General features: G+C 33.4%; 13 protein-coding genes. 6 read left to right on the forward strand and 7 right to left on the reverse strand.

The window, feature by feature from the left end; all coding sequences use genetic code 11:
- Window positions 1-238: 238 nt before the first annotated feature.
- A complete protein-coding gene (locus ACMT7R_RS14735; protein WP_415312728.1) occupies window positions 239-718 on the forward strand; it encodes a pyridoxamine 5'-phosphate oxidase family protein in 480 nt (159 codons plus the stop codon).
- 24 nt (window positions 719-742) lie between these two features.
- Here the strand turns inward: ACMT7R_RS14735 and ACMT7R_RS14740 are convergent, their stop codons facing one another.
- Window positions 743-1,687 (reverse strand): TIGR03619 family F420-dependent LLM class oxidoreductase, encoded by a 945-nt coding sequence (locus ACMT7R_RS14740; protein WP_415312729.1) that lies wholly within the window; start codon window positions 1,685-1,687, stop codon window positions 743-745.
- A gap of 1,615 nt (window positions 1,688-3,302) precedes the next feature.
- On the opposite strand from ACMT7R_RS14740, the gene ACMT7R_RS14745 reads away from it, so the two are divergent.
- Window positions 3,303-4,733, forward strand: coding sequence for a TIGR01777 family oxidoreductase (locus ACMT7R_RS14745; protein ID WP_415312730.1), 1,431 nt, complete (start codon window positions 3,303-3,305; stop codon window positions 4,731-4,733).
- Window positions 4,734-5,275: 542 nt separating this feature from the next.
- On the forward strand, window positions 5,276-6,163 hold the full coding sequence (locus tag ACMT7R_RS14750; protein WP_415312731.1) for a 6-bladed beta-propeller: 888 nt from the start codon (window positions 5,276-5,278) through the stop codon (window positions 6,161-6,163).
- A 393-nt stretch (window positions 6,164-6,556) separates the two neighbouring features.
- Here ACMT7R_RS14750 and ACMT7R_RS14755 read toward each other — a convergent pair whose 3' ends face one another.
- From ACMT7R_RS14755 to ACMT7R_RS14770, 4 genes are all read right to left on the reverse strand, one after another.
- A complete protein-coding gene (locus ACMT7R_RS14755) occupies window positions 6,557-6,814 on the reverse strand; it encodes a hypothetical protein (protein WP_415309386.1) in 258 nt (85 codons plus the stop codon).
- 374 nt (window positions 6,815-7,188) lie between these two features.
- Window positions 7,189-7,713, reverse strand: coding sequence for an FxLYD domain-containing protein (locus tag ACMT7R_RS14760; protein ID WP_415309387.1), 525 nt, complete (start codon window positions 7,711-7,713; stop codon window positions 7,189-7,191).
- A gap of 351 nt (window positions 7,714-8,064) precedes the next feature.
- Complete coding sequence (locus tag ACMT7R_RS14765) at window positions 8,065-8,328, reverse strand: hypothetical protein (protein WP_415312732.1); 264 nt, start codon at window positions 8,326-8,328, stop codon at window positions 8,065-8,067.
- Window positions 8,329-8,524: 196 nt separating this feature from the next.
- Window positions 8,525-8,728: a hypothetical protein gene (locus tag ACMT7R_RS14770; protein ID WP_415312733.1), complete on the reverse strand. Its 204-nt coding sequence runs from the start codon at window positions 8,726-8,728 to the stop codon at window positions 8,525-8,527.
- A gap of 621 nt (window positions 8,729-9,349) precedes the next feature.
- On the opposite strand from ACMT7R_RS14770, the gene ACMT7R_RS14775 reads away from it, so the two are divergent.
- On the forward strand, window positions 9,350-9,568 hold the full coding sequence (locus ACMT7R_RS14775) for a hypothetical protein (RefSeq protein ID WP_415309389.1): 219 nt from the start codon (window positions 9,350-9,352) through the stop codon (window positions 9,566-9,568).
- Window positions 9,569-10,708: 1,140 nt separating this feature from the next.
- Here the strand turns inward: ACMT7R_RS14775 and ACMT7R_RS14780 are convergent.
- Both ACMT7R_RS14780 and ACMT7R_RS14785 read right to left on the reverse strand, forming a co-directional pair.
- Window positions 10,709-10,888, reverse strand: a complete 180-nt coding sequence (locus ACMT7R_RS14780; protein WP_415312735.1) for a hypothetical protein — start codon at window positions 10,886-10,888, stop codon at window positions 10,709-10,711.
- Window positions 10,889-11,073: 185 nt separating this feature from the next.
- Window positions 11,074-11,490 carry a hypothetical protein gene (locus ACMT7R_RS14785; RefSeq protein ID WP_415312736.1) on the reverse strand — a complete coding sequence of 139 codons (417 nt, stop codon included), beginning with the start codon at window positions 11,488-11,490 and terminating at the stop codon, window positions 11,074-11,076.
- 65 nt (window positions 11,491-11,555) lie between these two features.
- Between ACMT7R_RS14785 and ACMT7R_RS14790 the strand changes: the two genes are divergently transcribed.
- Both ACMT7R_RS14790 and ACMT7R_RS14795 read left to right on the forward strand, forming a co-directional pair.
- Window positions 11,556-12,332, forward strand: a complete 777-nt coding sequence (locus tag ACMT7R_RS14790; protein WP_415312737.1) for a TrmB family transcriptional regulator — start codon at window positions 11,556-11,558, stop codon at window positions 12,330-12,332.
- Window positions 12,333-12,555: 223 nt separating this feature from the next.
- Window positions 12,556-13,088: hypothetical protein (locus ACMT7R_RS14795; protein ID WP_415312738.1), on the forward strand; the 533-nt coding region annotated here is incomplete at its 3' end.

Below are 13,088 nucleotides of genomic sequence, written 5' to 3' on the forward strand. Positions count from 1 at the left end.
TGAAGTAATAAGAATAGCGTATAATGAGGAAGAACTGAGTGCAGGAGTCAACCTTTATTATTTATTGAATGTTCTTTACTTTGGGCTTAAGTATAATACTACCGCTAAATTTTAGATAAAAATCCTTAAGTTATTACTCATTGTTTTTTTATATGGAATAAATCATTAACTGCCTTTTTTCTGATCCAAACCCATATATAAATAGAAATACGGCAATAATGAAGTTGAATGATAACTTATGCAATCAAACAATGTTGTTATTCGAGAAATAATAAATAGAGCAAGAGTTGCCAGACTTTCAACAATTGATTATGAGAAAAAGATACCTCATATAGTACCTGTCGTTTTTGCATTTGATGGCCGCCATTATTTTATACCTTTAGACGAAAAAAGAAAAAAAGGAACTGTTGAAAAACTAAAAAGAGTTAAAAACATTCAACATTGCCCCAATGTTGCATTACTAATAGATGAATATAATGAGGATTGGAGCAAATTAGTTTCTGTAATGATTCAAGGTAAAGCATATCTAATTGGAGAAAAAGATGTAGAAGAAAACGGCGAATGCTGTGAATGTGATAATGATAACAATAAAATTCCTATATTAAAACAAGGGCATAAATTCCTTTATCAAAAATATACTCAATACCAAAAAGTAGGAATTGGTCATCATTGTATAATAGTTAAACCACAAAAAATAATATTTTGGAAGAATGAATGATTTTTTTCTTTTGATCAAGTTTACCTATTTAGCAAATTTTGAAAATTGCTTTGTAAGGTCAATCATTTTATCAATATCTTTGCCAATAGGTGAAAAGTTGTAAGCAAATATTATCTGATCCACATCCAGGTCTTTTATTTTCCTTATATCGTCACCAATTTCATCAATTGTTCCTGTTAAAGTAGGTCTATCAGCATTATTATCAGAATTAACAGCACTATCTTTAGGGTATGGATAAGCTAGGAGAATAACTTTAAAATTTGCAGAATCTTTGTTAGTCTTATTTATTTCATTTCTAAAATTATTCACAACACTTTGAACATAACCAAATGGTGCAATACCACCAATAATGCCAAGCCAGCCATTTAAATCATTTTCAACAATTCTTCTTATTGCATTGGGGCTAAAACCGCCAAGATAAATGGGAACATGTGGCTTTTGTACCGGTTTCGGTCCAATCTTTGATTTGGGTATATTATAATACTGTCCTTTAAATTCAACATCTTCATCCATCCATATCCTTTTTAGCATCTTGACGTATTCATCGGCTCTTTTTCCCTTATTATTAAATGGAATATTAGAAGCCTGATATTCATCTTTGGACCAGCCTATTCCGAATCCAGAAATGACTCTACCTTCAGAAAACACATCCAGCGTAGCAAGTCTTCTTGCTAAAATTACAGGATTATGAAATAGCATGTCTAATACCGATGTACCTAAGGAAATTTTATTGGTATTTGCAGCTAAAAATGAGAGTGTTTCTAAAGGATCAAGCATTATCTGATACTCTTGAGGGAGACTTCCGTCTGGGGTTGCAGGGTAAGGAGTTTGAGGGTTAATCGGCCAAAGAAGTCTTTCAAATGTCCATATCGAATCAAAACCTTCGCTTTCTGCAGCTTGTACCATATGTAGCATATTTTCTTTTGTTGCCTGTGAACCAGCTTGTGGTAGTGAAATACCGACTTTCAAGATGAATAAAGTGATTCTTGTAATATTAAAACATTTTAGCGGGTAAAATCAAAACATTCGTCGACGAACATCTGTTCTACACCCATAGCGATAGCGATAATAATCACTCTCCATCCCTACTTGCATTTATCGTCTATTATTTCCTTTAATGAATATCTGAAAAATCATTAATAATAGATTATATCAAAATCTTAAATGCTATCCGACGGAGTAGCACTATAGCATTATTATTATTATTATTTTCCAACTTTTCAATTTAATTCTAGAACGGTTAAAAATTAGGATATGCACCTAGCTAACAAATCTGATATAATTTTTCTATTCTACTAAATATATGAATAAAAATAAGACCTAGGGATTTAGTAATTCACAGCCGTCTTCCAAACAATGGCAGAATTTTTTATTACTGCTTTTGTGATTGGGTCTGTCATGAGTCTTGCCACAGTTACCATAAGATAAGGATACCAGTGTTTTGATAGGATCAAAAAACATATCTGTAATGAGTCAGACAAGGATTGCAATACAATGAAAAGCAATGAATGTAAGGAAGTGGTTATCGACAATAATTGCATTAAAAAATTAATACTCGATGATCTAAAATGGGCGATCCATTAATAGCAAATAATTTTTATTCTTCAATTGTTGTTATGGGATTATACTTTCTGTACAAATGAAATTATCAAATCATGTCTTTAAATTGTCACCAATACTATCGGATAAAAATAAAATTACAAAAACACAGGTAAAAAATTCCGCTTTAGAAAATAATTTATTATGATTTCACGTATATGTATACTCCTTCTGCAAAAGGATGTAGGCTTTGGCGAAAGCCAATAAAGGTCTTGAGATGCGCCAACAGATCTCAATACCAAGATCCAATGCCTGCATATGCTAATTGTGTCCACATTCTCATCTATTGGTTTCAATTCTCAAGCATCTGATTACCTTTAATGGATTTTAGCATGTTGGATCTTTATTTCTGTTTAATTCGATTATATCGTTTAAATTGTAATAGAACCCTACTAACACAAGGAACTTAATCCCCACACATGTACCAAAACTCACCGATCTGCTATATGGTAATCACACTATTATTCGAGATGTAGTAATCCCCCCCCATTTGTATTTACTTTGCCTCAATCGAATGTGAATTTATTTTAGATAACTAATAGAGTATTTGGAATTTATTTGTTCATATATAAGTAACTACTTAATAGAAATTATATTACAAATTAAAGTATTACCCAAGTTCTTGATAAAACACTTCATACCATCAGTATGATCGTTAGTTTAGACAGATCCATAAAATTACATGCCGGATATGCTTTGATCGTAACCGAGTATAATTAAATATCGATACTTCGAATTTGAAAAAAGACAAAGAGGTGTGGCAAATCATCATAAGAATGTTTTCAAAGATTTTACCTCTTATAGATAGATAGGATATTAGTACAATAATGAAAGAAACCGGGTGAAAATTAGTTAGAAGATAGAATAGTGAGCGATATTATTTCGTGATATATACATGCCAATCTCATAGATATTCCAATAAACCAGTGCCAACTCAATTAAAAAATTTTATAGTAAATAAGTAGATTGATCAATTACTATAATAATGCCTTACTTGTCTTCCAAAAAGCCTAAACATGACGTTTTTTTAAAGCGAGTAAATATTTCTTCACATGTAGCAGATGTTTTTGAATATCATACACGAGAAGGAGCATTAGAGAGACTAATACCTCCTTGGAGTTTCTTGAGGGTACTCAAAAACAACAATAACATAGAAAATGGGTCTATTACCATTCTTAGAATAAATTTAGGTCCATTAGGAATAAGATGGATAGCACAACATTTAGGTTATATACAAAATAGGCAATTTCAAGATAAAATGATAAAAGGTCCATTTCGATATTGGCTTCATACTCATTCGTTTAATCCAGACGAATTTAATAATTGTATAATGGAGGACAGGATTGATTATTCCCCTCCACTCGGCTTCGGTGGTTTCAAATTTGTCAATAATCTGATACACAACAATCTGTCTCAACTCTTCCATTACAGACATAGGGTCCTAAAAAATGACATGAATTTATGGAAGTTAGTAAGAAGGAACAAAGGCAAGAAGATTCTGATAACCGGTTCTACTGGTCTGATAGGGTCCGCACTTGTCCCTTTTTTAAAGATTGTTGGAGAGCACCAAATCACTAGAATGACTAGACCTTCATCTAATCAAAATTATAACGATCCTAATGTAGTGATATGGGATCCGGACCAAAATAAAATAAATATTGACAAAATGGAGGGATATGATGTAGTTATTCATCTAAGTGGGGAAAATATTTTTGGACGATGGTCAAATTCTAAAAAACAAAGACTAGTGAAAAGCCGTATTGGAAGTACAAGGTTACTTTGTGATTCATTAATCAATCTTAAAACTCCTCCATCAACTCTCATTTGTGCCTCAGCTACTGGGTTTTACGGAAATCGGGGGAAAGACGTGCTTACCGAAGACGCCCCTCCAGGCTCTGATTTTCTTTCAGGTGTATGTCAGAAATGGGAAGAGTCTACTGAATCTGCAAAATCTATTGGAATTAGAGTAATAAATACACGGTTTGGGATGGTTTTAACACCTAAGGGAGGTATATTGCAAAAGCTAGCCAAACCAGCTGTATTAAAGATTGGTTTGCAATTAGGAGATGAAAATCAATACATAAGTTGGGTATCGATGGAAGACGTTATTGGTAGCATTATTTACTCTATTGAAAATTCCAATATCAAAGGACCTATTAATGTAGTTTCTCCAAATCCAACTAAAATGTCAGAATTTACAAGAATCCTATCACGCGTACTTGATAATAAGGTTCAGATATCCTTATCAAAAAAAACTCTAAAACTTGTATTTGGAGAATTTGCAGATTATGTTGTATCATCTAGCTCCCTTATTTTACCAAAGAAATTGTCTTCTGTTAGTTACCCCTTCATGAATACTGATTTAGAAGATACACTACGATTTTTATTAGGACGTCATATTATTAAACGAGAATAAATATCACAAATATAAATACAAATTTAGATTGATTTGTGGCACTACCAATTTTTGTATATTTTGTATCCATCAAAAATTGTGTACTCCCTTTGGGAATCAATCGATAACAGGTTCCGTAACATTGATATACATATGATCCTAAAATTGGTTCAATTTTACTAATGCACTCGAGGTCTATTACTTGAATTAATTGACCATTTTACTAATTTTGTTTTTAATTTTAGTTACTTTTTCTTCAGTCGTAAAAGGTGGAAGCGAACCTGATCCTAACCATATTCTATTTTCTATCTGTCTTGATTGAATTTCGTCTACATTATGGTAGAACCCATTTATCACTGGGAACTTAATCCCCAGCGCCCTAACTAAATGATATATGATATGGTAATGGTATATAATAACTATTGGGGTCTGAACCATTCCCAACCTCTCATGTCAAATTAATTCTAGATCTTATTCGGCTTTGAATCATGTCGATTTATGTGATCATAGATGATATTAAGTAATTATTAGATCGTCTATATCTAATTTCTTAACTCAAAGTCATGCCACAACAGATATTCTTTTATTTAATGAAGTTGCCAAGCTTCGCAATGAGATTTGAGTTTCCCAAAGGCATAGCAGTGGATGCCTCAGGCTACGTGTACGTAGCTGACGATGCGAAGCATCGCATTCAGAAATCTGATACTAATGGAAATTTTAGAAAAGAATGGGGAGAAGAAGGCTCTGACAAAGCGGAGTTCAAGTTCCCCAAAGGTGTAGCAGTGGATGCCTCAGGCTACTTGTATGTAGCTGATGATGGCAACTGCCGCGTTCAAAAGTTTGACACCAATGGCAACTTCATCAGTGAATGGGGACGCAAAGGCTCTGACAAAGCGGAGTTCAAGTTCCCCAAAGGTGTAGCAGTGGATGCCTCAGGTTTTGTATATGTAACTGACGACGAGAATCATCGTGTCCAAAAGTTTGACACCAATGGCAACTTCATCAGTGAATGGGGTTCAGAAGGTTCGAGAGTTGGTCAGCTTAAGCACCCTTATGGTATTGCAGTTGGTTCGGCTGGCTATGTGTATATCGCTGACGATGCGAATCATCGTGTCCAAAAGTTTGACACCAATGGCAACTTCATCAGTGAATGGGGACGCAAAGGCTCTGACAAAGCGGAGTTCAAGTTCCCCAAAGGTGTAGCAGTGGATGATTTGGGTCATCTGTATGTAGCTGATGATGGCAACTGCCGCGTTCAAAAGTTTGACACCAATGGCAACTTCATCAGTGAATGGGGACGCAAAGGCTCTGACAAAGCGGAGTTCAAGTTCCCCAAAGGTGTAGCAGTGGATGCCTCAGGTTTTGTATATGTAACTGACGACGAGAATCATCGTGTCCAAAAGTTTGACACCAATGGCAACTTCATCAGTGAATGGGGGAAGCGCGATTGACGGGGTGATTTAGATCAATCAAAATAGACATGATATACTCGAAGCAATAAAATATTATTTAATTAAAAATTCATATTATTTGAGTTGATAGTATTTGACTCAAATGATTTTGTTCAAGTAGAAGTTAAAGAGAAATGGAGAGATACCATTTTACAATTTTATCTGCCAGGATTGGATTCAATCTGGAACCGTATCCCCGAGCGCCCAAACTGGATGTTATTTTACATGGTAATGATTATTAATTCAGACCGTGTTTTGTATAGACTTGTTATCATCCACAGCTCAGAAAGATTATGACAATTAATAAAAAATTATAATCTTTTAAAATTTGAGAGACAATAAAATAATAATTACAGGTAAATAAAATACTATATCTATATTGATTCTAGTATTCTATTTTAAGAATGCGCTTAATGCATCGGTTGCTCTCTGCGTTAATGATGAGTCAGACGAGGTAGAGTTATCTGTTGTTGATGCTGATGTATTATCTGTTCTTTGACTATTGTCATTTCCCGTCAGCAACTTTGTTGCCTCGTCTTTAAGAGTGGACAAGTCCTGAGCCAATACAGCTTGATCTAATATTTTACTCACTAGAGATGCCGTCAAGATAAACGACAGTGCAAAAGTAGCGATGACTACAGTTTTCTTCAATTTTGATCAAATCTTGATGTTCATTATCATATTTAACTGCTTATGAGCAAAAGTTTAATTAATTCAATTATATCGTTCTCAGTATTTAGAATTCTATTGCTCAGATTCAGGCAATTGCTTTTTTTTGTATGAATATTGATAATATTGAAGATTATTATATGACCAATTGACAAAAATTACTGAAACTACACCTTCTTTATTTTGAAAATATTTTAATTTTCTAATGATTCAGGAAATTTATAGAGGTGATTCAATTCAAACTTGAACCGTATCCTCACGAGTTCATATAAATAAACTACTTTTTAATTGGGAAATTTCCATGTGTGAGTTTTACTTTATTACTTATCAGAAGCCACTAGTTTGAAACTATCTATTTAATCAATACTGCTTACATCAATGTCCCCTATTATTATTTTAAAAGGTGAGGATTCTTGTGATGAAATTGTTGATGGATCAGTATAAGTAAATCCGGTTCCTATTACATTTCTATTATCGTCATACAATGTTGCAATAACTTTGACATATTCTTTGTCGTTTGAATCTGTATTAAGAACTTCTCCTACAATGTAAAAGTAGTCTCCTTGACGATAACTTGAGGAACTAGTTATCTTTAAACCTGAACTTGAAGAAGATTCTTGGCTTTCAACTCGGTTGTTGTCGTTATCATTGTCATTCTCTTTATCTGAGTCATTAGCACAAATATCAAAACCTCGATAATAACCATCCATGAATTCCGATGTATGATAAGAGGGTCCCTTTTCTGGCTGATTTATGTATCTATCTGACGGGTCAGATATTTTGGCATCATTACATCCGTGGTCATAACCAGAATCATATGGAGTTGTAGAATTCACAAACAAAGGATTAGAGAATGTAAATGCAGATGTTGCAATAACCAAAAGCGTAACAATTATTCTAATCCTATTATGAAATTAGGAATTAGTTGCAATAACTGATTTTGCACATACAATTATTTATTTTTTTTCGCTTTACAGATAAAATTCCTTCAATCCATACCAATAGTAGCAATCTTAGATAATTACTACTTTTGTAAATAGTGAATTCTATTTAATGCATAGACTTTGCTTAGCGTAATCGAAATTGTTAGGAGACCCGTTCTATATTTATACAAGCCAAAATCGTTGTTGTTATTGTTTATTGAAATTTTTTAAAATTGATTAGACAACGACTATTTAATTTGTATTTTTTTTCGGTTTATTCTTTTATACTGGGTTAACGAGTCGTTGACGCTATGGTTTAGTATATCTTCTAAAGTGAATTTTACTAAATTTGGTAGCCTCCAGTATTCTAGTTAGGTCTTGTCTCCCATAATAATGTGGTACACCTTGGCTATCCTGGGCCATTAAAACTACCTGATAACCTGCAAGAATTCGTTCCTCGCAATACGTGATTAAGTTCTCTGCCTGCATTTTGTCATTTATTACATCCATAGTCGTTGCGAAAATGCCAATTTCAACTCCATTTTCCTTCACGAATGCAGCATCAAAATTCATCTGATCACTGCAGTTGAACAATACTTAAGTATTTCAAGGATATTTAATCTTCTTAAAAAAAATAGATTAGTTTTTCTTCTCTAAAACTTGGGTTTCATTGTACAGTTTGATGGGATGGGACCTTGCTTGGTGCATTATGGAGGAACAAGAGGGGATTGTTTGTAGTTTCTTAAACTACATTGGTGTTATTGAAATCTCAGTATCCGCCAGTTGTTGCGTTACTCGTCGTTGTGTTAACAACGGTGCCGTTTGGTAACACTCCTGGTCCAGTATTTTCGGTAGGGTCGGTACCTGAAGTAGTTGGTATTTGAGAAAATACGGTAGATGTAAATGTTCCAGTAACCATCAGTGATGCTGTTGCAAGAATAGCAGCGATTGCAAATAGGTATATTTTATTCATATTGGTTCAAAGGGTATTTTATTTGTTATATTTATTACCTAAAATGATGCTATATTCTTGTTATATGAAGGTTAAATAATATGTTAAATAAATGAAAGGTTAAATCAGCGGTGGTTTTAACGTTTTTAATTCATTACTGAATAAATTATCCAGCCTGGGTTCTTGGTCGATATAGGTTGTTTTACTGATACATTATTTTGCAAAAGAATGAAGCAATTATTATACTATTCTAAATCTTTACTAAAGTTATCACCATTTCAACGTATATAATTTTAGAATCATAACACATGACCTGGAGTTTAAGAGATTAAAGTTAAGGATTGTATAGAATTGTATTATCAAATTTAGTAAATAAATTTTGCATATGATTGCATAATAAATTGTAAACTTTTTGAGGCCTCTCAGAGTAATATGTTGAGACTATATTCAACCTTGAACCGTATCCCCGCGCGCCCAAACTGCATGATACTGTAATATGGTAATTCCACTGGAATGTTTGATATCAATATCCTTGGAGCCATACCTTTGAACGGCAAAATTTACAATACAGAGAAGTAACAGGATTGATGGAATTATGGACAGAACAATTATAAATCTAAAAAGAAGGAAGCGAAATACATCTTGACAAACAAAATCATTGAATCTAAAGAATGTATTATAGACGAATGGGATGATTTTTCTGATGGAATTAAGATAACCATGGCTGAAATAAATTCGGGTAACTCTATTCATTTGGGATTAAACTATTTCGATAAGGAATTAATCAAAACTATATACGAACATTACAAGGGACGAAAACCAATAACTATTCAATTATCTGTAAATGAGGATAGTGAGTGACAGACAGAGATGATAATAGATAAGGATACTGCAAATACTAAATATTGAATGATATTAAACCGTTAAGATGTCCTATTTGTTCTTATGAAACGGTTAATTGGATTCTACGCGAATGGAAGGATCAGATAAAAATTAAAAGTTGGATGAGTCATAATATGTTTGATCACTTAAAAAAGACTCATTACTTGAATGAAGATAGATCAATAAGAAAAATCATAGATCTTATAGAGGAGAGGTATAGCAGGGATAATGGTTGATCAACCAAAGTTTAACAAGGACTATGATATTCTCTATATTGGTGCATCACTACAATTGGCTAAATTAATTATTTTTATTTTTATCAAGTCTAGGTTGGATTCAACCTTGAACCGTATCCCCACATGCCCAAACTAAATGATATATGATATAGTAACAATATTATATTGCCTGGAATAAACTCTTTTCCACTTGTTTGCCTCAAACTAATTAATCTGTGCTACCTTGAAAATGTCTCACTGGATGTCTACAAGCAGATATGAGATATTAAGAATTTGACTAAGATTTGACTCTGGTTTATCTTTGGCCATAAGTTATACAGATCTGACAAATGGGCTATTTTCTTTGCTAATATCTCTTCTTATGAGCCATAATTTGAATGGTCTTTAAAGAGTCGTTCTTACTCAATGCATTTCTTTTTCTTAGTCTTGAATGGCAACAATAACATTTGATTTCGGTAGTGTTAAAGGCTTTTTGACAAACACTACATTTAGAGTTTAGTTTCATGAATGTAGATGCATTAATGGATCTCTCTTCAGAACATTTACCTTTGCACACAAGATCTAGACTAGTCCAAAATTTTTATACTTTTCCACATTCTTTTTATATTCTTTCTAAAGTATTCGACGTTAGAATGTTATAGAACCCTATTATGACAAGCGACTTAATCCCCACGCGTCCAGACTGTTACTAAATATTATGTTAAAGTTATCGAAATTAAGCACAAATACGATTAGCTAGATAAAAGAATTCACTGTGATAAAGATGTTATTGAGCCCTATTCGACTGCCAATGTGACTCTGCTGCAAGGATGGGACAATCCAATAACAATTACTCTAAGAAACATAGATTTAGGCAACATTTTGCTCAAGATGATTAGAATTCTTAACTTTTCTTTTTCTTCTTTGTAGTTGAACCACTACTGCCTTCTTGTTTTTTCTTTATAGATCCCATTATCTTACGTGCAGACTCTTCTGACTTGCCTTGTTTCTTCAGATCCGATACGCCTTCATCAAATGATCTCTTTTTTGTTCCTCCACCTTTCTTGCTCATTTTAATTGGCATTCAGTATTTCTGAAAGTGAATACATAAAAGGATTACTAAAACTGGTATACGAATATCCGGACGTCATTTTGTGAATGTATGTGTTTTTCAAGGAGTATACTTATTCCCATATGTGTAAAAATACCAAAGAATAAGGACTGTTACAAATTATTATATCTAGACCTTAAATCCAGAAGACCAGTATTTCAGGATATGCTATTTAATAAATAATTATTCCACTTCTCAATTTCAACATCAAATCCCTTTAATTGTTCTTCAAATTGTGCGTCAGTGAGTCCATCTGGTCTAAGAAATGTCCAAGTTGTTGTGCTGCCGTAGCCGTTATCAATTACCCTAACATACACTGTCCATGATAAACCTCCACCTTCAAATAAATGGTCTAGTATTCCGAGTTGATTGTCATTAGCAACTATCTTTAAGCGAGCACTGCCCGCAACTACATGTTTAAACGTATGCCAATCGTCAATGTCTTTGTCAATGTTACTAATAGCACCTCCTATCTCCAAATTCTTTACATCTTCAAAGAAATTAAATACTGTATCCTTGCTCTTATGAGATATCATAATCTTCACTATAGTCTTTTTTGGCTCTAATTGGATCATAGAACTCATACCTTTAATTAACTATGTGTAATACATAAGTATCACTTACCCCCATAGGGGTTACAGTGAAGGAAAGCCAAGATGAGGTAATTGTAAACAAAAACTGTGTTGATCAATTAATTGATGTAGGATTAACCCCAGGTGAGGCAAAAGTGTACTTGGCAATGATACATATTGGACCATCACGAGTGGGCAAAATTGTAGAAATGTCTGGTGTATCCCAATCCAAGATTTACAATGTGTTAGACCGTCTTATCCTAAAAGGATTAGCAAGTTACAACCTACAAGATAATATTAAATATTTTCAGTCGTTAGAGCCATCCCGGTTACATGAATATATACAGAGAAAGGAAGATGAAGTTAGGAGACAAAAAGAAGCGCTAACCCAGATCATTAGTGATTTATCCAAAAATGTCAATGCGGCAAAGAGAAGCACATCTGAAATATTCATGGGAGAGAGATCATTGCGTTCTGCATACATGACTTTATTAAGTGATTCAAAGAGAGGAGACATTCTGAGATATTTTTATCCATATCCTAATGCTCACGAAAATGCATCTCCGTTTTATTCTAGATTCTACAAGTATCAAAAGTCAAAAGGACTTGTTGAGAGGGGAATAGTCAACTCAGACTTTAAAAACTCTCAACATTTTAAAGAAATCCCAAAGGATGTAAAACTGCGTCATGTAAATTTTCCATTGCCAGGAACTATTGACATCTTTGCTGACAAGCTTTTAATCATAGACTGGAAAACAATAACCGGTATTCTAATTACTTCTAGTGAAATAGCGGGTATTTTTGTAGACTATTTTGACAGTATCTGGAAAATAGCTCAAAGGTAACTTTATCGATTTTAAATATCTGAATTCTAGTTAATAATAATACTAATTTGGGATACTCCTCAGACTTTTTAATACTGCACCTAAATAATTGTATTCGAACCCTACTAACACAAGGAACTTTTCCTACAATACAGTCAATTTTTTGGGTATATTCCTAATTGAAAATGGAAAATGTGGCTTAAGACCGCGTGCTTTTATATTTGTGATCAATTTTTAGAGAAGCATGAAAATGTTTATATGCATAATTATGCTCCTTGGGCTGGGTCTTTCCATAATATGCTATGATCAAGCAGTAGTAGGTCAAAATCTTGCTGTTAATGATAATACCGAACCGATCAGCTTTTTAAAAATAGAAACAAACTCTTTTAATATTTCACAACCCATATATCAAACCCTTAATGGAACTTTCATAAATACAAGAGAGCTTTCTACCTCACCTACACTTGTGACAGAGGAAATATTCTTAGAAGAGGCAATTATGAAAGACATAGGTAACGTAACAAACAATATGACCTTTATCAATACATTCGATGCTCAATCCACCATAATACAGGGAAAAGGCAACGGAACAATTGAAACACTGGATGGTCAAAGCATAAGGTGGATATCTTCTGACATTGGGGTCGTTAATGAAAGAGGGCTCATCTTTCATGGAATAATTCTATTTAATAACACTAATAGTGAAAAATTATCGTTTCTAAAAGGTAAGTTAGGGATATATGTAGACGCTCCAGAAGTCCATAGAACTATTTGGTT

The sequence above is a fragment of the Candidatus Nitrosocosmicus sp. FF01 genome (assembly GCF_047711275.1).
Lineage (GTDB): Archaea > Thermoproteota > Nitrososphaeria > Nitrososphaerales > Nitrososphaeraceae > Nitrosocosmicus.

Excerpts from the sequence above, each read along its gene's own strand:
- ACMT7R_RS14735 (WP_415312728.1), top strand. The coding sequence starts at position 239 with ATGCAATCAAACAATGTTGTTATTCGAGAAATAATAAATAGAGCAAGA.
- ACMT7R_RS14745 (WP_415312730.1), top strand. The coding sequence starts at position 3,303 with ATGCCTTACTTGTCTTCCAAAAAGCCTAAACATGACGTTTTTTTAAAG.
- ACMT7R_RS14750 (WP_415312731.1), top strand. The coding sequence starts at position 5,276 with ATGCCACAACAGATATTCTTTTATTTAATGAAGTTGCCAAGCTTCGCA.
- ACMT7R_RS14765 (WP_415312732.1), bottom strand. The coding sequence starts at position 8,328 with ATGAATTTTGATGCTGCATTCGTGAAGGAAAATGGAGTTGAAATTGGC.
- ACMT7R_RS14770 (WP_415312733.1), bottom strand. The coding sequence starts at position 8,728 with ATGAATAAAATATACCTATTTGCAATCGCTGCTATTCTTGCAACAGCA.
- ACMT7R_RS14780 (WP_415312735.1), bottom strand. The coding sequence starts at position 10,888 with ATGCCAATTAAAATGAGCAAGAAAGGTGGAGGAACAAAAAAGAGATCA.
- ACMT7R_RS14785 (WP_415312736.1), bottom strand. The coding sequence starts at position 11,490 with ATGATCCAATTAGAGCCAAAAAAGACTATAGTGAAGATTATGATATCT.